Source organism: Streptomyces varsoviensis (assembly GCF_000718635.1).
GTDB lineage: Bacteria > Actinomycetota > Actinomycetes > Streptomycetales > Streptomycetaceae > Streptomyces > Streptomyces varsoviensis.
This window is the reverse complement of the sequence record NZ_JOBF01000008.1, coordinates 134,858-157,960: the sequence shown is the minus strand read 5'-3', so window position 1 is coordinate 157,960 and position 23,103 is coordinate 134,858. Positions and strand designations below refer to the sequence as shown.

General features: G+C 70.8%; 22 protein-coding genes. 13 read left to right on the top strand and 9 right to left on the bottom strand.

The window, feature by feature from the left end; genetic code table 11:
- The first annotated feature begins 35 nt into the window (after positions 1–35).
- The 3 genes from IF55_RS14285 (at position 36) to IF55_RS14275 (ending at position 3,276) form a co-directional block, all read left to right on the top strand.
- Entirely contained in the window at positions 36–1,493 is a 1,458-nt protein-coding gene (locus IF55_RS14285; protein ID WP_030883298.1) for a menaquinone biosynthesis decarboxylase, read from the top strand.
- An 82-nt stretch (positions 1,494–1,575) separates the two neighbouring features.
- Positions 1,576–2,493, top strand: coding sequence for a menaquinone biosynthesis prenyltransferase MqnP (gene mqnP, locus IF55_RS14280; RefSeq protein ID WP_030883296.1), 918 nt, complete (start codon positions 1,576–1,578; stop codon positions 2,491–2,493).
- A gap of 102 nt (positions 2,494–2,595) precedes the next feature.
- The gene (locus IF55_RS14275; protein WP_030883294.1) at positions 2,596–3,276 is read left to right on the top strand and encodes a UbiX family flavin prenyltransferase; all 681 of its coding nucleotides are present in this window, start codon (positions 2,596–2,598) and stop codon (positions 3,274–3,276) included.
- Between the two features lie 8 nt (positions 3,277–3,284).
- Here the strand turns inward: IF55_RS14275 and IF55_RS39345 are convergent, their stop codons facing one another.
- Complete coding sequence (locus IF55_RS39345) at positions 3,285–3,425, bottom strand: hypothetical protein (RefSeq protein ID WP_157854371.1); 141 nt, start codon at positions 3,423–3,425, stop codon at positions 3,285–3,287.
- Positions 3,426–3,544: 119 nt separating this feature from the next.
- On the opposite strand from IF55_RS39345, the gene IF55_RS14270 reads away from it, so the two are divergent.
- The 4 genes from IF55_RS14270 to IF55_RS14255 all read left to right on the top strand — a co-directional run bounded on the left by IF55_RS14270 (position 3,545) and on the right by IF55_RS14255 (position 7,476).
- Positions 3,545–4,000, top strand: coding sequence for an Lrp/AsnC family transcriptional regulator (locus IF55_RS14270; protein ID WP_030883292.1), 456 nt, complete (start codon positions 3,545–3,547; stop codon positions 3,998–4,000).
- Positions 4,001–4,104: 104 nt separating this feature from the next.
- A complete protein-coding gene (mqnE, locus tag IF55_RS14265; RefSeq protein ID WP_030883291.1) occupies positions 4,105–5,271 on the top strand; it encodes an aminofutalosine synthase MqnE in 1,167 nt (388 codons plus the stop codon).
- A 140-nt stretch (positions 5,272–5,411) separates the two neighbouring features.
- Positions 5,412–5,702 carry a DUF4229 domain-containing protein gene (locus IF55_RS14260; protein WP_030883289.1) on the top strand — a complete coding sequence of 97 codons (291 nt, stop codon included), beginning with the start codon at positions 5,412–5,414 and terminating at the stop codon, positions 5,700–5,702.
- Positions 5,703–6,108: 406 nt separating this feature from the next.
- Positions 6,109–7,476: a dicarboxylate/amino acid:cation symporter gene (locus IF55_RS14255; protein WP_048831960.1), complete on the top strand. Its 1,368-nt coding sequence runs from the start codon at positions 6,109–6,111 to the stop codon at positions 7,474–7,476.
- A 505-nt stretch (positions 7,477–7,981) separates the two neighbouring features.
- Here the strand turns inward: IF55_RS14255 and IF55_RS14250 are convergent.
- Positions 7,982–9,136 carry a lipase family protein gene (locus IF55_RS14250; protein ID WP_030883285.1) on the bottom strand — a complete coding sequence of 385 codons (1,155 nt, stop codon included), beginning with the start codon at positions 9,134–9,136 and terminating at the stop codon, positions 7,982–7,984.
- A 248-nt stretch (positions 9,137–9,384) separates the two neighbouring features.
- Positions 9,385–9,588 (bottom strand): cold-shock protein, encoded by a 204-nt coding sequence (locus IF55_RS14245; protein ID WP_003984261.1) that lies wholly within the window; start codon positions 9,586–9,588, stop codon positions 9,385–9,387.
- A 282-nt stretch (positions 9,589–9,870) separates the two neighbouring features.
- Between IF55_RS14245 and IF55_RS14240 the strand changes: the two genes are divergently transcribed.
- Positions 9,871–10,752 (top strand): menaquinone biosynthetic enzyme MqnA/MqnD family protein, encoded by an 882-nt coding sequence (locus tag IF55_RS14240; RefSeq protein ID WP_030883281.1) that lies wholly within the window; start codon positions 9,871–9,873, stop codon positions 10,750–10,752.
- Between the two features lie 150 nt (positions 10,753–10,902).
- Here IF55_RS14240 and IF55_RS14235 read toward each other — a convergent pair whose 3' ends face one another.
- The gene (locus tag IF55_RS14235) at positions 10,903–11,997 is read right to left on the bottom strand and encodes an alpha/beta hydrolase (RefSeq protein ID WP_030883279.1); all 1,095 of its coding nucleotides are present in this window, start codon (positions 11,995–11,997) and stop codon (positions 10,903–10,905) included.
- Between the two features lie 336 nt (positions 11,998–12,333).
- On the opposite strand from IF55_RS14235, the gene mqnC reads away from it, so the two are divergent.
- The 4 genes from mqnC (at position 12,334) to IF55_RS14215 (ending at position 18,466) form a co-directional block, all read left to right on the top strand.
- Positions 12,334–13,530, top strand: a complete 1,197-nt coding sequence (gene mqnC, locus IF55_RS14230) for a cyclic dehypoxanthinyl futalosine synthase (RefSeq protein ID WP_030883277.1) — start codon at positions 12,334–12,336, stop codon at positions 13,528–13,530.
- A gap of 867 nt (positions 13,531–14,397) precedes the next feature.
- Positions 14,398–14,964 (top strand): imidazolonepropionase-like domain-containing protein, encoded by a 567-nt coding sequence (locus IF55_RS14225; RefSeq protein ID WP_030883275.1) that lies wholly within the window; start codon positions 14,398–14,400, stop codon positions 14,962–14,964.
- A gap of 1,228 nt (positions 14,965–16,192) precedes the next feature.
- Positions 16,193–16,894 carry a demethylmenaquinone methyltransferase gene (locus IF55_RS14220; protein ID WP_030883272.1) on the top strand — a complete coding sequence of 234 codons (702 nt, stop codon included), beginning with the start codon at positions 16,193–16,195 and terminating at the stop codon, positions 16,892–16,894.
- 288 nt (positions 16,895–17,182) lie between these two features.
- Positions 17,183–18,466, top strand: a complete 1,284-nt coding sequence (locus tag IF55_RS14215) for a geranylgeranyl reductase family protein (RefSeq protein ID WP_030883270.1) — start codon at positions 17,183–17,185, stop codon at positions 18,464–18,466.
- Positions 18,467–18,688: 222 nt separating this feature from the next.
- Here IF55_RS14215 and IF55_RS14210 read toward each other — a convergent pair whose 3' ends face one another.
- The 5 genes from IF55_RS14210 to IF55_RS14195 all read right to left on the bottom strand — a co-directional run bounded on the left by IF55_RS14210 (position 18,689) and on the right by IF55_RS14195 (position 21,656).
- A complete protein-coding gene (locus IF55_RS14210) occupies positions 18,689–19,135 on the bottom strand; it encodes a PIN domain-containing protein (RefSeq protein WP_211269987.1) in 447 nt (148 codons plus the stop codon).
- Positions 19,132–19,374 carry a hypothetical protein gene (locus tag IF55_RS39340; RefSeq protein WP_157854369.1) on the bottom strand — a complete coding sequence of 81 codons (243 nt, stop codon included), beginning with the start codon at positions 19,372–19,374 and terminating at the stop codon, positions 19,132–19,134. Before IF55_RS39340 ends, IF55_RS14210 begins: the two co-directional genes overlap by 4 nt.
- A gap of 314 nt (positions 19,375–19,688) precedes the next feature.
- On the bottom strand, positions 19,689–20,168 hold the full coding sequence (locus IF55_RS14205) for a DUF6247 family protein (protein WP_030883266.1): 480 nt from the start codon (positions 20,166–20,168) through the stop codon (positions 19,689–19,691).
- A gap of 128 nt (positions 20,169–20,296) precedes the next feature.
- Positions 20,297–20,647 carry a hypothetical protein gene (locus IF55_RS14200; RefSeq protein WP_030883264.1) on the bottom strand — a complete coding sequence of 117 codons (351 nt, stop codon included), beginning with the start codon at positions 20,645–20,647 and terminating at the stop codon, positions 20,297–20,299.
- Between the two features lie 139 nt (positions 20,648–20,786).
- Positions 20,787–21,656, bottom strand: a complete 870-nt coding sequence (locus IF55_RS14195) for a C40 family peptidase (RefSeq protein WP_030883263.1) — start codon at positions 21,654–21,656, stop codon at positions 20,787–20,789.
- Positions 21,657–22,736: 1,080 nt separating this feature from the next.
- On the opposite strand from IF55_RS14195, the gene IF55_RS14190 reads away from it, so the two are divergent.
- Positions 22,737–23,096 (top strand): NADH-quinone oxidoreductase subunit A, encoded by a 360-nt coding sequence (locus IF55_RS14190; protein WP_030883261.1) that lies wholly within the window; start codon positions 22,737–22,739, stop codon positions 23,094–23,096.
- Positions 23,097–23,103: the final 7 nt, after the last annotated feature.

Here is a 23,103-nt window from a genome sequence, read left to right as displayed (position 1 = left end):
GGGACCAGGGTAGTGCGTGCTTGATACTTGATGGCATGGCTTATGACGATCTTCGCTCATTCCTGAGAGCCCTTGAGCGTGACGGCGATCTCAAGCGCGTCAAGGCGGAAGTCGACCCCTATCTGGAGGTCGGGGAGATCGTCGACCGGGTGAACAAGGCGGGCGGCCCGGCGCTGCTCTTCGAGAACGTGAAGGGCGCGGCGATGCCGCTGGCCATGAACGTCTTCGGGACCGACCGCCGGCTCCTGAAGGCGCTCGGGCTGAAGTCGTACGACGAGATCAGCGACCGGATCGGCGGGCTGCTGAGGCCCGAGCTGCCGCAGGGCTTCGTCGGGGTGCGCGAGGCGTTCGGGAAGCTCGCGAACATGGCGCACGTACCGCCGAAGAAGGTGAAGGGCGAGGCCGCGCCCGTACAGGAAGTGGTGCTCAGGGGCGACGACGTCGACCTGGAGAGGCTGCCGGCGCTGTTCACGTGGCCCGAGGACGGCGGTTCCTTCTTCAACCTGGGGCTCACGCACACCAAGCACCCCGAGACGGGCGTGCGCAATCTGGGCCTCTACCGCCTCCAGCGCCACGACAAGCGCACCATCGGTATGCACTGGCAGATCCACAAGGACAGCCGCAACCACTACCAGGTGGCGGCTCGGCGCGGGGAGCGGCTGCCGGTCGCGATCGCCTTCGGGGCGCCGCCCGCCGTGACGTACGCCTCGACCGCGCCGCTCCCCGGCGATATCGACGAGTACCTGTTCGCGGGGTTCGTGCAGGGCAAGCGGATCGAGATGGTCGACTGCAAGACCGTTCCGCTCCAGGTCCCGGCGCAGGCCGAGGTGGTCATCGAGGGGTGGCTGGAGCCGGGCGAGATGCTGCCGGAGGGGCCGTTCGGCGACCACACCGGCTTCTACACGCCGCAGGAGCCGTTCCCCGCGCTGACCATCGACTGCGTCACGATGCGCAGGCGCCCGCTGCTCCAGTCGATCGTGGTGGGCCGGCCGCCGACGGAGGACGGCCCGCTCGGCCGGGCCACCGAGCGGTTCTTCCTGCCGCTGCTGAAGATCATCGTGCCGGACATCGTCGACTACCACCTGCCGGAGTCGGGCGGCTTCCACAACTGCGCGATCGTCGCGATCGACAAGCGCTACCCCAAGCACGCGCAGAAGGTCATGCACGCGATCTGGGGCGCGCACATGATGTCGCTCACCAAGCTGATCGTGGTCGTGGACGCCGACTGCGACGTCCACGATCTGCACGAGGTCGCCTGGCGGGCGCTGGGGAACACGGACTACGGGCGCGACCTGACCGTCGTCGAGGGCCCGGTCGACCACCTCGACCACGCCTCGTACCAGCAGTTCTGGGGCGGCAAGGCGGGCATCGACGCGACGGCGAAGTGGCCCGAGGAGGGGTACACGCGCGACGGCGGCTGGCCGCGGATGGTCGAGTCGGACCCCGAGGTCGCCGAAAGGGTGACGAAGCGTTGGAAGGAGTACGGGCTGTGACAGCTCAGTCCATGACCGCGGAGGAGAGCGCGGAGCCGGGGCATTCCCGGCCGCGCGGGGACGCACCGGAGTACGGGCAGTGATGTCGGCCGCCGAAGGCGTACTGGGGCCGGGGCCCACGCAGCCCAGCGGCAAGGTACGGGCGTTCCTGCGGCTCGTGATGATCGAGCACTCCGTCTTCGCGCTGCCCTTCGCGTACATCGCCACGCTCACCGCGATGTACCGGCTGGACGGGGAGATCCACTGGGGGCGGCTGCTCCTGGTGACCGTCGCCATGGTGGGGCTGCGCACCTTCGCGATGGCCTGCAATCGGATCATCGACCGCGAGATCGACGCCCGCAATCCGCGCACGGCCGGCCGCGAGCTGGTGACCGGCGCGGTGTCGGTGCGGTCCGCGTGGACCGGCGCGCTGATCGCGGTCGTGGTGTTCCTGGGCGCGGCGGCGGCGCTGAACCCGCTGTGCCTGGCGCTCGCGCCGATCGCCGTGGTGCCGATGGTGGTCTATCCGTACGGGAAGCGGTTCACCAACTTCCCGCACGCGATCCTGGGCCTGGCCCAGGCGATGGGCCCGGTCGGCGCGTGGCTCGCGGTCACCGGGTCGTGGTCGTGGGAGGCGGTGATCCTCGGCCTCGCGGTCGGCATCTGGATCGGCGGCTTCGACCTGATCTTCGGCTCGCAGGACGTGGAGGCGGACCGGGCGCACGGGGTGAAGTCGACCCCGGCCCGGTACGGCGTCCCGGCCGCGCTGTACGGGGCGCGGGTCTGCCATGTGCTGACCACGGCGCTGCTGGTGTGGTTCGGGCTGGCCACGGACGCCGGGGTGTTCTTCTGGATCGGCCTGGTGATCGTCGCGGCGGCGTTCTGCTACGAGCACACGATCGTCAAGCCGCACGACCTGTCCCGGCTGAACCGGGCGTTCTTCCAGACCAACAGCTTCATCGGGATCTCGCTGTTCGTGTGCGTGCTGCTCGACCTGCTGGTGCGGGGGCTGACGGTCTGAGGGGCCGGCGGACCGAGGGCCGGCGGTGCTCCGCACCGGGGCGGCCGGCCCCCGCCCGTCGGCCGAGGGAGCGGGCGGGCGGCGGGCGGATAGGCTCGGGTCGTGGAACCGCACGAACACACAAGAGCACGTCGCCCGTGGCTGGTGGGGGTCTCCGGGGCCTCCGGGACGCCGTACGCCGCCGCGGTGCTGCGCGCGCTGCTGAGCGCGGGCGAGGACGTGGACCTGGTGGTCAGCCGGGCGTCACGGCTGACCCTGCTGGACGAGACGGGCATCAGTTTCCGGGACGCGCACTGGCGCGAGGACCTGGCGGCGTGGCTGGCCCGGGGCGCGGACGGCAAGCCGGGCGTCTTCGACGTGGATGTGTCGGGGGTGCGGTACTGGCCGGCCGGGGACCTGGCCGCGGGGCCGTCGTCGGGCTCGTACCCCGTACAGGGGATGCTGATCGTGCCCGCGTCGACGGCCTCCGTGGCGGGGGTCGCGCTGGGACTCTCGAAGGATCTGCTCCAGCGGGCGGCGAGCGTGACGCTCAAGGAGCGGCGGCCGCTGGTGGTCGCGGTGCGCGAGACGCCGCTGAACGGCCAGACGCTGAAGCACTTGGTGGCACTGGACGAGGCGGGCGCCGTGGTGCTGCCCGCCTCTCCGGCGTTTTACGCGGGGGCGACGCACATCCAGGATCTGGTGGACTTCGTCGCGGGGCGGGTGCTGGACGCGGCAGGGGTGCCGCATCGGCTGTACCGCCGGTGGGAGGGAGAGCTGGGTGGCGGCTCTCGTGAGGGTTAGTAGCAGGCTCAGCGCTTCTTGGCGCGCGCGGTGCGGAACATCGTTCCGGCGCGGCGGGCGGCGGGAGCGGTGGGCTGGTGAACACGCGAACGCTTGGCCTCGTCCTGAAGCTCACGCATCCGGGCGTAGGCCATCTCGATCGTGTACACGGGACACACTCCTAGATCTTCTGTGATCGTGTGACGGTTTTGCAGGGCATCTGCCCTGTACGCCTTAGATTCTACATGCAAAACTGCGAGTTCGCTGATTAATGGAAGGTGTCAGGCGCATGGACGCGGTGGATAGGCAGCTCATCCAGGCTCTGCGGGAGAACGGACGGGCCTCGTACGCGGAGCTGGGCCGGCTGGTGGGCCTCTCGGGGCCGAGCGTCACCGACCGGATCAACCGCCTGGAGGCGGCCGGCGTGATCACCGGATACCGCGCGACGGTCGACTCCGCCTCGCTCGGCCTCGGCGTGACCGCCCTCATCGGCATCTCGCTCTCCGACGCCGCCGACCACGAGGACGTGGCGCGGCGGCTGCGCGACCTGCCGGAGATCGAGGACTGCTGGTTCATCGCGGGCGACGACTCGTACATGCTCAAGGCGCGGGTCGGCGACGTGGACGGCCTGGAGCGCACCATCCGCAGACTCTCCGGCACCCGGGGCGTCTCGCGGACGCGCACCACGATCGTGCTCTCCACGAAGTGGGAGAACCGGGTCGGGGAGCTGCCCGAGGAGGCCTAGGCGTAGGCTCGACGCGGCCCGTACGGCGATAACGGACAGAGGCCCGAAGGCGAAGCGGACACAGGAACACACGTAGTGGAGGCGACCGGATGACTGCATCGACCATGGATGTGGGACTCAAGCGCGAGCTGGAGGACAAGGTCCGGTCCGGGGAGCGGCTGACCCGCGAGGACGGCATCGCGCTCTACGAGAGCGACGACCTGGCCTGGCTGGGCGGCCTCGCCCACGAGGTGCGCACCCGCAAGAACGGCGACGTCGTCCACTTCAACGTCAACCGCCACCTCAACATGACCAACGTGTGCACGGCGTCGTGCGCGTACTGCTCCTTCCAGCGCAAGCCGGGGGAGAAGGACGCGTACACGATGCGCATCGAGGAGGCCGTCCGCCTCGCCAAGGCGATGGAGGGCGAGAACCTCACCGAGCTGCACATCGTCAACGGCCTGCACCCGACCCTGCCGTGGCGCTACTACCCGCGCTCGCTCAGCGCCCTCAAGGAGGCGCTGCCCGACACCGTCTCCCTCAAGGCGTTCACCGCCACCGAGATCCACCACTTCGAGAAGATCTCCGGGCTGCCCGCCTCCGAGATCCTCGACGAGCTGATCGAGGCCGGCCTGGAGTCGCTGACCGGCGGCGGCGCGGAGATCTTCGAGTGGGAGGTCCGGCAGCACATCGTCGACCACGACACCCACTGGGAGGACTGGTCGCGCATCCACCGCCTCGCCCACCAGAAGGGCCTCAAGACCCCGGCGACGATGCTCTACGGGCACATCGAGGAGCCCCGGCACCGCGTCGACCACGTGCTGCGCCTGCGCGAGCTGCAGGACGAGACGGGCGGCTTCCAGGTCTTCATCCCGCTGCGCTACCAGCACGACTTCGTGGACATGAAGGACGGCAAGGTCCGCAACCGGCTCCAGGCGCGCACGACCATGGCGACCGGCGCCGAGGCGCTGAAGACCTTCGCGGTCTCCCGGCTGCTGTTCGACAACATCCCGCACGTCAAGGTCTTCTGGGTGATGCACGGCGTGCAGACGGCGCAGCTCGCGCTCCAGCACGGCGCGGACGACATGGACGGCTCGGTCGTCGAGTACAAGATCACGCACGACGCGGACAACTACGGGACGCCGAACAAGCTGACCCGTGACGATCTCCTCGACCTGATCCGGGACGCCGGCTTCCGGCCCGTCGAGCGCAACACGCGCTACGAGATCATCCGCGAGTACGACGGCCCGGACCCGGCCCGCCGCGAGTCCCCCCAGCCGATGCGCGTCTGAGCCGCGCCCCCGACGCGTGCCGGAGCCGCGCCTTTCCAGCGGCCGGCACCCGTCCGGGCCGCCCCCTTCCCTGAGCGAATCGGGGGCGTGCTTGACTGGAGGATGCCCCTTTCGGATGTCGTTGAGAAGAAGGTCTCTCCGTGAGTAGCCAGAAGTTCGCCTCGCTCCGCTACACCGGTATGCGAATCGGCCTCCTCATCGTCTGCTTCGCGGTGGTCTGGGTGCTCTGCTCGGTGCACGTCATTCCGCTCGCGGTGCGCGGCTCCAACCTGATCTGGATGGTGCTGGTCGCGCTCATCATCTCCGCGCCGCTGAGCTTCGTGCTGCTGCGCAAGCAGCGGGACGCCATGTCCGAGCAGATCGTCGGCCGCGTGGACCGCGCGAAGGAGGCGCTGGCCGCCAACGCGGCCCAGGAGGACCACGTCCTCTAGCGCCCGAGCCGGCCGGACGCTCGGTACCGCACGACCGGGCACTCAGCACCCGCCCGCCCCGCCGGGGAGCAGCCGCTCCCCGGCGGGGCGCTGTCGTTTTCGCCCCTGGGCGGGCCCGGATGTCCCTTGGTGAGGCGTCCGTAACGCGAGATACCAAAGATATTCTTTGGGCACCTCAAAGTTCGAGTGTTAATGTGATCGTCATGAAGACAGCAGCCGCGCGCCGATCCCCCATGAGCCTCGTGCTCGTGGCGCGCCTGCACATCGATCTTTGCCGCCGCATGTCCGCGGCCTGTCGCCGCCGCTGACCGGGCCCTCGCCCGACACGCCGCGGCGGCCGGAGATCCCGTACGGACCTCCTGGCGCCCGCACGCCCTCCCTCTTCTGACACTCGCCTGTCATCCGTCTGTCCCCGGAGATTCCGTTGTCATCGTCAACGAACACGTCGTCCTCGCGCGTCCACATACCCAAGGTGCCGTTCTGGGCCCAGATCCTGCTGGGCCTGGTCCTCGGCGCCCTCCTCGGCTGGGCCGCGAAGAGCGGCGACATCGCCTGGCTCCAGACGACCCTGGACAAGATCGGCGGCATCTTCGTCCAGCTCCTGAAGCTGGCCGTCGCCCCGCTCGTCTTCTTCGCGATCCTGGTGTCCATCACCAACCTGCGGAACGTCAGCAACGCCGCCCGCCTCGCCACCCGGACCCTGATCTGGTTCATGGTGACCTCGCTGATCGCGGTCGTCATCGGCCTCGCCATCGGCCTGCTCACCAACCCCGGCTCCGGCACCGGCCTGACCGCCGCCGACGGCGCCAAGCCCCAGCACTCGGGGTCCTGGCTGGACTTCCTCACCGGGATCGTCCCGAAGGACGTCGTCACGCCGTTCACCCAGCTCCAGGTCATGCAGATCGTCTTCATGGCCGCCGTCGCGGGCATCGCCGCCCTCAAGCTCGGCGAGAAGGCCGAGCCGATCCTCACCATCAGCCGCTCCGTCCTGGAACTCCTCCAGAAGGCCCTGTGGTGGGTCATCCGGCTCGCCCCGCTCGGCACCGTCGGCCTCATCGGCAAGGCCATCTACCAGTACGGCTGGGACCTGCTCGGCCAGTACGCGACGTTCACCGTCGACATCTACGTCGGCTGCGCCCTCGTCCTCTTCGGCGTCTACCCGCTCATCCTCGGCCTGGTCGCCAAGGTCAACCCCATCCAGTTCTTCCGGGGCGCCTGGCCCGCCATCCAGCTCGCGTTCGTCTCCCGCTCCTCGGTCGGCACCATGCCGCTGACGCAGAAGGTCACCGAGCGGCTCGGCGTCCCGAAGGAGTACGCGTCCTTCGCCGTGCCCTTCGGCTCCACCACCAAGATGGACGGCTGCGCCTCGATCTACCCGGCCATCGCCGCGATCTTCGTCGCCGAGATCTTCCACATGCACCTCGGCATCGGCGACTACCTGCTGATCGCCTTCGTCTCGGTCATCGGCTCCGCCGCCACGGCCGGGCTCACCGGCGCGACCGTCATGCTCACGCTGACCCTCTCGACGCTGGGCCTGCCGCTCGAAGGGGTCGGCCTGCTGCTCGCCATCGACCCGATCCTCGACATGATGCGCACCGCCACCAACGTCGCCGGTCAGGTCGTCGTCCCGATCGTCGTCTCGGCACACGAGAAGATCCTGGACCGCGCGGTGTACGACGCGGCCGGCTCCTCCCCGCTGGACGACGAGGTCCCGGCCGAGGCCCCGGCGCCGGCCGAGCCCCGGTCGAAGAAGCCGGAGCCCGCGGCGGTCTGACCGCTCCTCCGATCCTCGATCCTCGTACGGCCCTCGGCGCTGCCGGCGCCCGGGGCCGTACGCGCGTAACGGCTGCGTGTACGCACGGGTACGCAGGGGGCGTACGGGCGTGAGGACCGTACGTGCGTATGGGGCATACGCGCACAGGTGTATCGGCCGGTACGGGCTCGGGGCCGTACGGACGTAGGAGGGCGGCTACGCGTGAGCGGGCCGGGGGACCGAACCGGCCGCGGCGGCCCAGGAAACGGGAGGTGCCGCCGCGGCGCGGGGCCGGGGATGAGAAGCTGCTCACAGCGATCCGGCCGGCGGCCCACGACGCGCATCCGCTCGTACCCGCACCGCGCCGATCCGTTGCTCCACCACGCCGCTCCGCCACGCCCCCGCCGGGAAGCCCCGCCGGGCATGCCGTCGGCGCTGCCCATGAACGGCCCCGTGCCGCCTTCTGTGGGGGAAGGTGGCACGGGGCTCCCCTGCGGCACGGGGCGGCCCGGCGGCCGTCGCCGGGTCAGGCGCCGCCGGAGCGGCAGTCGTCGCGGGGCGGCCGGCCGGCGAAGCGGTCGGCGAGCCAGTCCGCGGCCGGTACGGAGCCGGCGATGGCGCCCATGACGTGTTCGCCGAGCGGGATCGGCCGCCACGCGAGCGTGGCCCGCCGCGCGCACCAGTCCGCGCGCAGCCGCTCCCCGATCGCGTACGGGATCAGGTGGTCGGCCGTCCCGTGGTACAGGTACACGGGCCGGTCGGGGGCGCGGGTGCCCAGGTCGGAGGCGTGCAGGGCGCGGATCCAGTCCGGTTGGCGCAGCGGGTCGCGGACGGTCACCTCGGACATCTCCCGGAACAGGCCCGAGGCGGTGTCGATCGCCACGCAGTTGCGCTTCATGAAGTCCGCGTAGCGGCGGCCGCGTTCGTTGAGGTACGTGTCGAGCCGCAGCTCCGGGAAGGCCGCGTTCTGGCCGATCGCGGACATCAGGACGGCGCCCGCGCCCGTACTGCCGTGGTGGTGGGCGGCGACCGCGAGGAGGTCGGCGGGGACGCCGCCGGCGGCGGTGCCCTTGACGCGCAGTTCGGGCGCGTAGCCCGCGTGCAGTTCGGCCGCCCAGCCGGCCGCCTGGCCGCCCTGCGAATAGCCCATGATGCCGACGGGCGTGGCCGCGGACAGCCCGGCGCCGGGCAGCCGCTGGGCGGCGCGCGCCGCGTCGAGCACGGCCCGGCCCTCGGCGGGTCCGACGGTATAGGTGTGGTCGCCGGGCGTGCCCAGGCCCTCGTAGTCGGTGACGGCCACGGCCCAGCCGCGCATTGTGAGCAGTTGGATGAGGCCGGCCTCCACGGTCGTACCGCGCGGGAACCCGGCCGACGGCGCGCAACTGTCGGCGAGCCCCACCGTGCCGACGGCGTAGGTGACCAGCGGGCGCGGGCGGGTCCGGCCGTCGGCGGGGACGATGACGGTGCCGGAGACCGTGTTGGGGGCGCCCTTGGCGGTGGTGGAGCGGTACTCGATGTGCCAGGCCCGGGTGGCGGTGGGCTGGTGGGGCAGCGGCCGGAAGACGGTCGGGGCGGAGCTGACGAGGTCGCCCGGCCGCTCCGCGGTGCGGCCGGTGCCGCTCGGCCCGAGCGACAGGGTGAGCGCGGCGAGGGCGGTGAGGGCTGTGGTGCGCGCGTGCATGCGGCTCTTCCATCTCCCGACTCTCCGGTGGCGCTGGCCGGCGGCGGACCAGGAAGATCAACTCTGCCGACGGCGGGGGCCGATGCCGCTCGCGGCGCGCCGGGCGGCGGGCAACCGGTGGTCGTGTCCGGTGGGGGAGGGGAGGGGGAAACAGGCAGGAGCCCCGCTCCCCGCCGAAGCGGAGGAGCGGGGCTCCTTGGGTGTTGCACGTCGACCGCGATCGGCCGACCCATCCGGTCCGTACGGACTTAGACGGGGGTGACGTTCTCCGCCTGCGGGCCCTTCGGACCCTGCGTGACGTCGAAGTTCACCTGCTGGTTCTCTTCCAGGGAACGGAAGCCAGAGGCGTTGATCGCGGAGTAGTGAACGAAGACATCCGGGCCGCCGCCGTCCTGGGCGATGAAGCCGAAGCCCTTTTCAGCGTTGAACCACTTCACGGTTCCGGTAGCCATAAGCCCTCCTTGGGCCAAAGGGTTGCCCTGCTCCAGAACCTGCGAGAAGTCTGAAAACTACAAAAGCCTGCGGGGTCACATGCTCCGCAGGCTCTGTACTGCAAGGGAAACCAAACTGCAACTTGCGGCGAGCCTAGCACGCTCCGTGTGGGCTGGGAAAGAGTCGAAGATCACCTGTTGGCGGGGTTTTCAGCCGCCGTTGGACGGAAAAGATCGCTGGTCGAGCGCGGATCGCCGGACCCCGCTCCGCTCGCGTGTACGACCCAGGTCTAGCCTCCGGTTGTGGACAATTCAGCCTCTGCCGCCGCCGCCCTCCCCGACCACCGTCGGAGCCGGCCGCGGGTCGGCCACATTCAGTTCCTCAACTGCCTCCCCTTGTACTGGGGCCTCGCCCGTACGGGCACGCTGCTGGATCTGGAGCTCACCAAGGACACCCCGGAAAAGCTCAGCGAACAGTTGGTCAGCGGCGAACTCGACATCGGCCCCATCACGCTCGTCGAGTTTCTGAAGAACGCCGACGACCTCGTCGCCCTGCCCGACATCGCCGTCGGCTGCGACGGTCCGGTGATGTCCTGCGTGATCGCCTCGCAGGTACCGCTGGAGCAGTTGGACCACGGCCGCGTCGCGCTCGGCTCGACCTCGCGGACCTCCGTACGCCTGGCCCAACTGCTGCTCGCGGAGCAGTACAAGGTCGAGCCCGACTACTACACCTGCCCGCCCGACCTCGGCCTGATGATGCGGGAGGCGGACGCGGCCGTACTGATCGGCGACGCCGCGCTGCGGGCCAAGATGCATTACGGGCCCCAGCTCGGCCTCGACGTCCACGACCTCGGGCAGATGTGGAAGGACTGGACGGGGCTGCCGTTCGTCTTCGCCGTGTGGGCCGTGCGCCGCGACTACCTGGAGCGCGAGCCGCGGATCGTACGCAAGGTGCACGAGGCGTTCCTCGCCTCCCGCGACCTGTCGCTCGCGGAGGTCGGCAAGGTCGCCGAGCAGGCGGCGCGCTGGGAGCAGTTCGACGCGCCGCTGCTGGAGCGCTACTTCACGACCCTGGACTTCCGCTTCGGCACGGAGCAGTTGGCCGGCGTCACCGAGTTCGCGCGGCGTACGGGCCCGACGACCGGGTTCCCCGCCGACGTGAAGGTGAGCCTGCTGGAGGGCTGACGGGGCGACGGGGAGGCCCCCGGGGCGCCGAGGGGGGCGGAGCTCCGGGGGCCGGTTTTCGGGTTTTCGGGGGCGGTATTGGGGGCGGTTTTCCGGGAGGGGTAGCCGGGGGCCGATTTTTTTGGGGAGCGGGACTGATTTCGGGGCCGGTCAGGAGGCCGGTGTGGGGCCTTCCATATGCTCACTGATCCACTGGAGGCTTCCGTTGGCCATGCCCTGCACGTAGGTCTTGCCGTTGTGCTCGCCGCCCTGGATCTCCTGAAGGTGCGTTTTGACCGGCCCCTTATTGCCGTACTGGGAGATGAATTTCTTCACCTTCGGCATCACGGTGTGTTCCTTGGTGCCGACCTGGAAGGCCAGATAGACGTCCGGGTGCTTGGCGGCGATCAGCTTCTCGGCCAGCTTCTCCGGGTTGTTGGCCGCCTTTTCGGCCTCGTGGCCCGCCCACAGCGGGGAGTCCGGCACGATGTCCGGCCCGGAGGCGATGACCGCCTTGAACTTGTCCGGGTCCTTCAGCACGGCCTTCAGCCCCGAGAAGCCGCCGGAGGAAGAGCCCATGAAGGCCCAGCCGTCGCGCGATTTCAGCGTGCGGAAGTTCGCCTTCATCAGATCGGGGACGTCCTCGGTCAGCCAGGTGCCCATTTTGGGCTGGCCGGGAATGTCGCTGCCGTCGTAGTAATTCTTCGCGTCCGGGTTCAGGACCGGCATGGCGAGAATGAAGGGGAGGCTCTTGCCCTCCAGCGACTCCTTGGCGATGGTCGACTGGAGTTTGAGGTCGGTGCCCATCCAGTAGTTGGTCGGGTATCCGTTGCCGCCGGGCAGCGCGATCATCACGGGAAAGCCGCTCTTCGCGTACTTCGGGTCCGTGTACTGCTTCGGCGCCCAGACCCATACCTTTCCGGTGAAGCCGGACTTCTTGCCGTGCAGTTTCACGACGCCGATGGTGGTTCCGTCGTTCAGGTGGCTCTCCACCCGGAAGTCCGCCTGCGGCCCGGTCGGGAACAGGACCTTGGAGTCCTTTTTCTGCTTGCCGCTGTCGCCGCCCGCCTGGCCGCCCTCGCCCGGCTGCGGCTGTCCGAAGCTGACCGGGTCGCCGCGGTCCGAGAAGACCTCGAAGTAGTCCAGGACCGGCCACGCGATCCCGCCGAGCACCAGCACGGCCACGATCCCCAGGAACCACGCCTTGGCCTTGGAGGCCCGGCGGTGGCCCCGGGAACGGTAGGTCCCCCTGGAAGAATGACTCATTCGTGGCGCTCCGGATGATCCTGCTGCCCCGAGGGACATGACGGGTTGTTCCGGCCTGTTTGATGGGGAAATCCGGGCGGTGGGTTCCGCCTGGACCGGTGAATTGAGTCATAAGCCGATCAGCGGATTCTCACGGGGAGGCAATGTGGGGGGCGGGGTCGTGGGAGGGGGTTCCTCGCCCCCGGTGCCGGGGCCACGGTTCGTAGGAGCTGGGCGGCGGCCCGTGGGGCTGCTGCCGCCGGCCCCTCGGCGGAGCCCGGCGGCCCCCACGGGTTCTGTCGGAGCCCTGGCGTAGGCTGGCTCAGTCTTCACAGCACCCTCCGAAGGGACGTCCCGGTGACCGAGAACGCCGACCTCTCGTCCGTCCTCGACCGCGCCGCGACCGGCGGTCGGATCACCCCGGAGGAGGCGCTCGACCTGTACCGGTCGGCGCCGCTGCACGCGCTCGGGGCCGCGGCCGACGCAGCGCGCCGCAAGCGGTACGCGGGCACCGAGCACATCGCCACGTACATCATCGAGCGCAACATCAACTACACGAACTCGTGCGTCACGGCGTGCAAGTTCTGCGCCTTCTACGCCCCGCCGAAGAGCGAGAAGGTCTGGACCCGCGACCTCGACGACATCCTGCGCCGCTGCGAGGAGACGGTGCGGCTCGGCGGCACGCAGATCATGTTCCAGGGCGGCCACCACCCGGACTACGGCGTCGAGTACTACGAAGAACACTTCGCGGCCATCAAGAAGGCATACCCGGAGCTGGTCATCCACTCCCTCGGCGCCTCCGAGGTCGAGCACATGGCGCGTATCTCCGGCGTCACCGCCGAGGAGGCCATCCGCCGCATCCACGCCGCCGGGCTCGACTCCTTCGCGGGCGCGGGCGCCGAACTGCTCCCGGCCCGGCCGCGCACCGCCATCGCGCCGCTCAAGGAGTCCGGCGAGCGCTGGCTGGAGATCATGGAGATCGCGCACGGGCTGGGCGTCGAGTCGACGTCCACGATGCTGATGGGCACCGGCGAGACCAACGCCGAGCGCATCGAGCACCTGCGGATGATCCGCGACGTCCAGGACCGTACGGGCGGCTTCCGCGCCTTCATCCCGTACACCTACCAGCCCGAGAACAACCACCTCAGGGGCCAGACGCAGGCCACCCTCTTCGAGTACCTGCGCATGATCGCCATCGCGCGGCTCTTCCTCGACAACGTCGCCCACATCCAGGGCTCCTGGCTGACCACGGGCAAGGAGGTCGGCCAGCTCTCCCTGCACTACGGTGCCGACGACCTCGGCTCCATCATGCTGGAGGAGAACGTGGTCTCCTCCGCCGGCGCGAAGCACCGCTCCAACCGCATGGAGATCATCGACCTCATCCGCAAGGCCGGCCGCGTCCCGGCCCAGCGCGCCACCACGTACGAGCACCTCGTCGTACACGACGACCCCGCCAACGACCCGGTCGACGACAAGGTCGTCTCGCACCTGTCGTCGACGGCGATCGAGGGCGGCACCGCCCACCCCGAACTGAAGCTCGTGGAAACCTCCTGACCAGGTGACCTGCGGTCGGCTGGGGGCCTACGGGGTGGCTGGGGGCCTTTGAGGGGGGCGGGCCGCTGCGCGGGGCGGTTCGCTGCGCGCGGGGCGGGTCGCTGCGCGGGGCTGGGTCCGCTGGGCGGGGGCGGTTCGCTGCGTGGGGCGGTTGCCTGCGGGGTCGGGGCCCGCTGGGCGCGGGCGGGTCGCTGCGCGGGGCTGGGTCCGCTGGGCGCGGGCGGTTCGCTGCGCGGGGTGGTTGCCTGCGGGGGCGGGGGCTCGCTGCGTGCGGCTGGGGCGGCTGGGCGGCGGGGGCTCGCTGGGCGAGGTCCGGGCCGCTGGGCCGCGGTGATTCGCTGCGCGAGGTCGGGGCCCGCTGGGCGCGGGCGGTTCGCTGCGCGGGGCTGGGTCCGCTGGGCTGCGGGGGCTCGCTGCGCGAGGCTGGGGCGGCTGGGCGGTGGTGGTTCGCTGGGCGAGGTCGGGGCCGTTGGGTGGGCTGGTCTGATGGCGGGTCTGCTGTGCGCGGTCGGTCTGCTGCGGGCCGGTGCGCTGTGCTGGGCCCCTTGGTTGCGCGGGCGGGTTCGCTGCTGGGCACATCGCTGCGTGGGTCTGTTCGCCGCGCGGGCTGGCTCGGCGGTGCGGGGGCCAGTTCGTGGGACCGGCTAGTGTGCGCGGCGGCGGCCTTGGGGCGGGTTGGTTCGCTGTACGCGGTCGGCCTGCCTGGAGGGACGGTTGACTGGACGCGGCCTGGGCCGCTGCGCGGCTGCTGTTCACCGGAGCGCGGGCGTCGCGTGATGCGAGGGTTTTGACGCGGGCGGTGGTCCGTACGCAGCAGGGTCCTCGGCAGGCGCGTAGGGCCGGAATGTAGAGGCGGTGGTGGTGGGCGTGCTGACGATCCATCGGGTGCGCGAGGTGCGCCTGGCCGAGGGCGCGGAGCCGGGGGCCGAGGCGGCGGACGCCGTGCTGGTGGCCGGCGACCGTGTCGCGGCCATCGGCCCGTACGAGCGGCTGCGCGCCGAACACGGCGAGGGCGCCCGGGTGCGGGAGTGGGACGGCGTGCTGGCGCCCGGCCGGTACGAACCGGACGCGGCGGCCTTCCTGGAGGCCGCGTACCACCCCGATCCGCGCGAGGCCGACGAACTCGGCACCGAGCCGGTCACCGGCGACGCGCTCGCGGCGCTCGCCATGACCGACGTCCGCTGGGGCGGCAGCGCCCGCCGCGGCCTCCAGCGGCTACTGGCGGCGGGCACGACCGCGCTGACCGGCCCGTTCGAGCGCCCCCCGGTCCGTACCGCCGTCGAACGCTCCGGCCTCCGGCTGCTCCCCGCCCCGCCGCCGGACCACTCCGCGACGCTCACCGTCGGCGGCCCCGCCGACTTCGCGGTCTTCGCCGCCGACGGAAGCGCCCTGGCCACCGTCCTCGGCGGCCGGCTCGTCCACCGCCGCCACTGACCATCGGCCTCCGGCCCGGTTCTGACCACGGCGCGCGGCCCTCAACGCACCGGCTCGTGCCGAACCCGCCGGGCGGCGGCCCGTGGCGGACCCTCCTGCACGCGGCCTGGCCGTCGGCCTGGCTGTGCCTCGCGAGGCATCCCGCCCATGCACGGCGTAGGGACCGAACCCGTCGGCAGCCCCGAGGTGCGGCCGGGCCGAATCCGCCGTGGCTCGTAACGCCCCTCCGGTACGCGCCCGCGAGGTGCCCGCCCGTGTGCGATGTGGTTGCCGTACCCGTTGGCTGGACCGCTGTGCGGCCCGCGCCCTACCGCACGCGGCCGCGAGGCACCCGGCGGTGCGCCGCGCGGGTGCCGAACCCGTCGGGTAGCCCCAACGTGCGGCCGGGCCGAATCCGCCGGGCGGCGGCCCGTAACGCGCCTTTCCGCACGTGGCCGTGAGGGCGCCCTCTGTGCCGCTCGCGAGACATCCGCACTCCGCTCGCGGCGTGGGTACCGAATCCGCCGTGCGTCCCGCGGCGCTCTCCGCCCTGCGGCGTATCGCGCGTGTGCGGTACGTACCGAGTCCTGCCGCGCGGCCCGCGTCGCCCCCCTGCCGAGCTGCCGAGTCGCCCGACCTGCGGCGTACTGGGGGCGCCGTACTGCCGTGCGGCTCGAAGCGCATCCACGTTCCACGGTGCACGGTCGGCGTGCGGGATGGGCCGATCGCAAACGCCCCCTGACCTCGCTGTGTGGCGCGGGCGCCGAGTCCGCCGTACACCTCGTGGCGTTCTCCGCCCTACGGGGCCCCTGGGACGCATCGCGCGTGTGCGGTACGTACCGAGTCCTGCCGAGTCACCCAGCCGCGTGACCTGCGACGTGCACGTCGTGCCGTACCTCCCGCGCGGCTCGAAGCGCGGACCGACACGCAACGCCCCCGGGCCCGGCGTCGGTGTTTGCCGACCTTGCTGTGCGGCGTGCGAGGCGCCCGGCTCGTGCGCGGCGCGGGTGCCGAATCCGTGACGCGGCCTGCGAGGCTTCGCGCGTGGCGGTGGTACGTCCCGAGCCCTGCCGAGTTGCCCAGTCGCGCGACCTGCGCGACGTACGGGCCGTGCCGGACCTCCCCTGCGGCGGGTCGAAGCGCGTCTACGGTCCGCGGGGCGGTCGGCGTGCCGGGGCTGACCGGCGGTCGTTGGGGCACACCCACCCCCCTGCGTCGCGTGACCGCCCGCGAGGGGAAGAATGGCGGGGTGACCCGAGCATCCCTGGAGAAGCAGCCGCATGAAGTCGCCGCGATGTTCGACGGCGTGGCGGCGAAGTACGACGTGACGAATGACGTGTTGTCGCTGGGGCAGGCGCGGCTGTGGCGCAAGGCGGTGGCGGCGGCGGTGGGGGCGCGGCCGGGGGAGAAGTTGTTGGACTTGGCGGCGGGCACGGGCACGTCGTCGTTGCCGTTCGCGGCCTCCGGCGCGTACGTCGTGCCGTGCGACTTCTCCATCGGCATGCTGCGGGAGGGCAAGAAGCGCCACCGGCACCTGCCGCTCACGGCCGGTGACGCGACGCGGCTGCCGTTCGCGGACGGGGTGTTCGACGCCGTCACGATCTCCTTCGGGCTGCGCAACGTACAGGACACCGACACGGCGCTGCGCGAGCTGCTGCGGGTGACGAAGCCCGGCGGGCGCGTCGTCATCTGCGAGTTCAGCCACCCCACGTGGGCGCCGTTCCGCACGGTCTACACGGAGTACCTGATGCGCGCGCTGCCGCCGGTGGCGACGGCCGTCAGCAGCAACCCGGACGCGTACGTCTACCTCGCCGAGTCGATCCGCGACTGGCCGGACCAGCCGGCGCTGGCCGCCCGTATGCAGGGCGCGGGCTGGACGAAGGTGGCCTGGCGGAATCTGACGGGCGGCATCGTGGCGCTGCACCGGGGGAGGAAGAGCGACGAGGGCTGAGCAGCCCGGGGCTGAAGTAGCTCGGGGGGCGGGCGGAGCGCAGGGGGCAGAGGGCGTACGGGCGGAGCCGGGGCGCCGAGCGCGGCGGCAGGGTGTACGGGCGGAGCCGGGGCGCGGAGCGCAAGCGGCAGGGCGCACGGGCGGAGCCGACGCGCCGAGCGCGGTGCGCGCAGCCGAGGGGCGGACCCTTCTCGTGCGCCGGATTGCGCCCCCATAGACTGCTCTTGTCCAGTGCGTGACCCGCCCGTCGACCGGCACGCATGTTCCGAGCCTTGGGGAGACCCCGCCGTGACCGAGTCCCCTGCCGAGCACAGCGCAGACGTGATCGTCGTCGGGGCCGGCCCGGCCGGTTCCGCCACCGCCTACCACCTGGCCCGTTCGGGCCTGGACGTGCTCCTGCTGGAGAAGACGGCGTTCCCGCGCGAGAAGGTCTGCGGCGACGGCCTGACGCCGCGCGCCACCAAGCAGCTCGTGTCCATGGGGATCGACATCTCCGAGGAGGCCGGCTGGCTGCGCAACAAGGGGCTGCGCATCATCGGCGGCGGCGTCCGCCTCCAGCTCGACTGGCCGGACCTCGCCTCGTACCCGGACTACGGGCTGGTGCGCAAGCGCGACGACTTCGACGAGCAGTTGGCGCGCCAGGCGGAGAAGGCCGGGGCGCGGCTGTACCAGCGGTGCAACGTCGGCGCTCCGATCATCGACGACCGTACGGGCCGGATCACGGGCGTGCACGCCAAGCTCGGCGAGGAGAAGACCCCGGTCACCTTCCACGCGCCGCTCGTCGTCGCCGCGGACGGCAACTCCACCCGGCTGTCGCTGGCGATGGGGCTGCACCGGCGCGAGGACCGCCCGATGGGCGTGGCCGTCCGTACGTACTTCACCTCGCCCCGCCACGACGACGACTACCTGGAGTCCTGGCTGGAGCTGTGGGACCGGCGCGGCCCGCAGGACCGGCTGCTGCCCGGTTACGGCTGGGTCTTCGGCATGGGCGACGGCACCAGCAACGTCGGTCTCGGCATCCTCAACAGCAGCTCCGCCTTCCGCGAGCTGGACTGGCGCGAGATCCTCAAGGCGTGGTGCGCGTCGATGCCGGCGGACTGGGGCTTCACCCCCGAGAACATGACGGGCCCGATCCGCGGCGCCGCCCTCCCGATGGCCTTCAACCGCCAGCCGCACTACACGCGCGGCCTGCTGCTCGTCGGCGACGCGGGCGGCCTGGTCAACCCCTTCAACGGCGAGGGCATCGCGTACGCCATGGAGTCCGGCCAGATCGCCGCCGGCGTCATCGTCCAGGCCCACGCCCGCGCCACGTACGCGCAGCGCGAACTGGCCCTGCAGAACTACCCGAAGGTCCTCAAGGATACGTACGGCGGCTACTACACCCTCGGCCGCGCCTTCGTGAAGCTCATCGGCAACCCGAAGGTCATGAAGATGGCCACCCAGCGCGGCCTCACCCACCCGGTGCTCATGCGGTTCACCCTCAAGATGCTCGCGAATCTCACGGACCCGACGGGCGGCGACGCCATGGACCGCATCATCAACGGGCTGAGCAAGGTCGCGCCGAGGTCGTAGCCGACGCACGCGGCACGGAACGCTGGCCCTCGACGGCGGGCGCGCGGCCGGTGGCGGCGCGGGCCCCGCGCCCCGGGCGACGGGCGCGGTCGCGCGTGGAGTGCCGGCGGCCGGTTCGTCATGTCGCCGGGGGCTGGTGCGGCACCGTTCCTCCCCGCCCTTGGCGGCTGCGGCGGGGGTGACGCACAGGACGGAACGTCCCGGCGAGCGCCGTCCGCACACTCAGACGTTGACGATTTTCACCGTGGGCGAGCCAGGCAGTTCCTCGGCGGCCTTGCACAGGGCTGGAATGTGCGACTTGTCGGATGTGACGAGCAGTACTGGGGGTGCGCACAGCGCGGCCGTGGCCACCACCAAGGCGTCCACCAGGCACTCGTGACCGTCAAGGCCGGATACATCCAGCAGTTTCGCCGCGGTGTCCATCACCGCGTCACTGACCGGCTTGACGTCGAAACGGGACAACAGGAACCGGAGCCGCTTGGCGGCGTCCCCTGTCCGGCGCACTTCCAAGGGGGTCAGGGCGGACAGCGCCACTCGGCGACCGGTCTGCTGGGCGACCTCGACGCGCGCCCGCATCCCGTCGTCGCCGTCGACGTGCAGGGAAAGCCCTTGAGCGTCCAGGACGAGCGTGCCCTCGCTCTTGGGCTTCACCTTGGCGCGCTTGCTCACCACTCCTGTTCCGCCTGCCGCCGCGCTTCGGCGGAGACGGGGCCGAACGCCTCGCGGTCGGCGGTCACGACCTCACGAAGCTTCTGAGCGGCAAGCCACTCCTCCAAGGCTTCGGCCACGACAGAGGAGAAGCCGTTCTTGCCGGTGCGCTCCTCGACTTCTTTGATCAACGATTGCGCCAGAGACACGGACCTTTTTCCGGCCCGCTCGGCGGCCGGGGGGACTGCCTGGGTGCTCATACACAAAACGTAACACCGCCGGTAGGAAAAATCTCAGGGGCGGCGAGATACGTGCGGACGCCGCGCCCTGGGGCCTGGTACGGAACCACGGCCGCCCCTGCGGTCGACGCGACGGGCTTGCGCGGCCATGAACTCGACGGGCAACGCTCAGGCGGGCGGCCTCACCCACCCGGTGCTGATGCGGTTCACCCTCAAGATGCTCGCGAATCTCACGGACCCGACGGGCGGCGACGCCGAGGTCGTAGCGGACGCACGCGGCGCGGACCACCGGCCCTCGACGGCAGGCGGCGCCACGTGGTCGCCGCGCTTGGGGGTCATCCGGCCGTGCCCGGTTCCGGCACGGGACCGTGATCCTCGCCGCTGTCCGACGTCAGCGCGGCCAGCAGCTCCGGGTCCGAGTGGACTTCGGCGGTGTGCTGCCACGCGGCGATCGTCGTGGCGACGGCCGACATGTTGCCCAGGCTCTCCGCGGCGGGCAGTACCTCCGCCAGCTCGGCCGCGAAGGCCCGCACGCTCTCCGCGGGGAGAAAGCGGACCCAGGGGAACGCTTCGGGAATGATCTCCAGAAAGAGCGCCCGTGCGGCCGCGTCGTGCCGCACCAGCGCGACGAGCATCCGCGTCTCCGCGGACATGATCTGAGCGTCCTGCTCGCCTCGCGCCGCCGTAGTGATCAGAAGGTCTTCCGCGTCCCGCCGCCGCAGCAGTATCCGTTTCGCCCCGGCCAGCCCGGCCAACGTCGCCTTCGGCTTGTTGATCAGTTCGGAGAAGTTCACTTCGAGCTGCTGTGCCGTCATGACTTTTACAGTAGTTTCAAAGTTATGCGGTGTCGACGCCGCCGCCGGAGCGTGAGTCCGGGTCCCCGCCGGAGAAGCGGGGAGGGCGGTAGCGGGATGCCTGTGCGGTAGGCCGGCGGGCCGCCGCGTCAGGGTTGTGCCGGGGGGCCGTCGGTGGTCGTGGCGGCGGCTTCCTTTGTCAGGGTCACCGCTTGCAGGAGGCTCAGGCCGGTTTCGGCCTGGCGCAGGGCTTTGATGGCGGCGACGGAGTCGGCGGGGCCGGCGTAGCCGGTCGACGCGAGGCGGTCGTGGACCCAGCGGGCGCGCAGCTCCGCGTCCGGGGTGTTCGCGACCTCGGTGGCGACGGCCAGCGCCCGTTCCAGGCCCGGGCGTTCCTCCGGTGAGGCGGTGCCGAGGGCCTGATGGAGGGCCGTGGTGATCGTGTCCGTATCGCGTACGACGATCACCGCTGGTTCCTGGCGCTTTCCGAAAGCCATCATGCGGTGATCTTGCCCCGAAGCCGTTTCCGTACTCAAACCCGTCTCCGACGACCTCACCCCCGCACGCACGAAACCCCCCGGTCCCGAGCGGCGGGGACCAGGGGGTTTCGCGTGGTGCCGGAGAGCTGGAGAGCTGAGGTCACATGACGCGGACGGCGCCCGTCGGCTGGGAGTAGCTGAGGGAGCGTTCGACGATGCCCGTGCTGGGGTTCTGGGCGCCGATGAACTTGCCGCCGCCGATGTAGACGGCCACGTGGTACGCGCTGCCGGCGCTGCCCCAGTAGAGGAGGTCGCCGGGCTGGAGGTTGCCGAGGGAGACCGGGGTGCCGGCCGTCGACTGGTCCTGCGAGACGCGCGGCAGGTCGATGCCGATCTGGCGGTACGCGGCCTGGGTGAGGCCGGAGCAGTCGTACGAGGAGGAGCCGGTCGCGCCCATCACGTACGGCTTGCCGATCTGCGCCTGGAGGAAGGAGATCAGCGTCGCCGCGCTGCCCGTGGCGTGGGACGTCGAGGGGGCGGACGACGAGGACGACGCCGCGGAACCCGAAGACGACGCGGAGGCGGAGGCCGTGGAGAGCTGGGTACGCCCGGCGGACCGGGAGGCGCGGGCGGCCTCGTCGGCGGCCTTGGCCTCCTTCTCGGCCTTGGCCTTCTTGGCCGCCGCGGCCTTCTTCTCCGCCTCGGCCTTGCGGTCGGCCTCGTCCTTGACCTTCTTGGCCTGGACCTTGGCCTGGTGTGCGGCCGCCTCCTGCTCGGCCCGTACCCGGTAGGCGTGGGCCGTCTGCTGGGTGGCGTCCGCGCTCTGCGAGATGGAGGCGGCGAGGGTCGCGTCGACCGTCGGCATCTCCAGAGTGGACTCCGCGGGCTTCTCGGCGGCGCTCGCCGGGGCGGCCGCGCCGGTCACCGCGAGGGTGCTGAGAACGCCGCCGGCAACTCCGGTGCGCAGCGCCCACGAAGAGGCGGTACGGCGGGGCTTCCGGCGGCTGGGTATGTGAGCGACAGGGGACATGGCACTAACGGCTATCAAGTGCCGATGCCCGAGATCAATAAAAGTGGCATGCGACACACCTGCCGTGTACACGCCGAGAATTGAGGCTCGTCGATCTTGGAAAAGCGTGGACGCGAGGTGTCCGATTTGCGCGATCATGCGGATACGCATGGCATTTGACGTCGGATGAGGCCCCTGCGGGCGCTTACCACTTCTGTGGCCTCTGAGTCGAGGGTGACCGGAAAAAGTGATCCTTGAACATGCAACCGCGTGGGATAGGTCACGCCGGCGGTGGCCGAAACCGGGGCCCCGGGGGCGGCCTTGGGGGCGTGTACGGGGTGGCCTTGGGGCCCGCCGTGGGATCGACCGCGAAGTCGACAGCGGTCGGCTGCTGGGTTGGTTGCCGGGCCGGTTGCGGGGTTGGCTGCTGGGCCGCCCGCGAGGGCGACCGCGGAATCTGCCGAAAGGGTGGCCGCAGGACCGGCTGTGGAATCGGCCGAAAGGGTGGCCGCGGGGCCGGCTGTGGAGTCGGCCGCGAGCCGGCCGCGAGTCAGTTATGGCTCGTACGTAGGCCGCCCGCGCACCGTCCGCCGCCCAACCGCGAACCGCCCGCGAGGCCCGCTTGTGAATCCGCGTGAAGCGGTCCGCCCGCCGCCGCGGCCATCGTCCGGCGGCCGCGCCGCCCGCCCACGCCCCCTCCGAGTGGTCGCCCCTTAGCAGTTGACCCCACCCAGCGCCAATTTGCTTGCATGGGCCATCACTTGATAGAGCAACCACCCCTCCCACCAGCAACGCAACCCTCGAATGTCACCTCTAGTGATCACTCTGCCGCTTCGCGTATGAAGATCACCGCTCATCCGACTTCATGATCCTTCGTCAGGTGGTGGAGATCACAAAGGCGTTGTCGCACCCCGTGTCGCAGATCACAGACCGGCGGGCATAAGATGCAGGCGACTCGGGCTTGTGAACTGCCTCACATACGCGCGATCTTCCTGGGGGCCGCGCGGAACCCGCGCGCGATACGCGGGGGATTTCGGGGGCGGTCCGCACACCCGGTCCCGTCTGCCAGCAGTCATCGTCGACTGGAAGGAGCGAGGAGCGGTGAACGCTTACGCGCCCATCCTCGTACTGGGAGCCCTCGGGGCAGGCTTCGCGATCTTCTCCGTGGTCATGGCCTCGATCATCGGCCCCAAGCGCTACAACCGCGCCAAGCTGGAGGCCTACGAGTGCGGCATCGAGCCGACCCCGCAGCCGGCCGGCGGCGGGCGTTTCCCCATTAAGTATTACCTCACGGCGATGCTCTTCATCGTCTTCGATATCGAGATCGTCTTCCTCTATCCCTGGGCGGTCACTTTCGACGCCCTGGGGCTGTTCGGGCTCGTCGAGATGCTCCTCTTCGTGCTGACCGTCTTCGTCGCCTACGCCTATGTATGGCGTCGTGGCGGCCTGGAATGGGACTAGGGGCCAC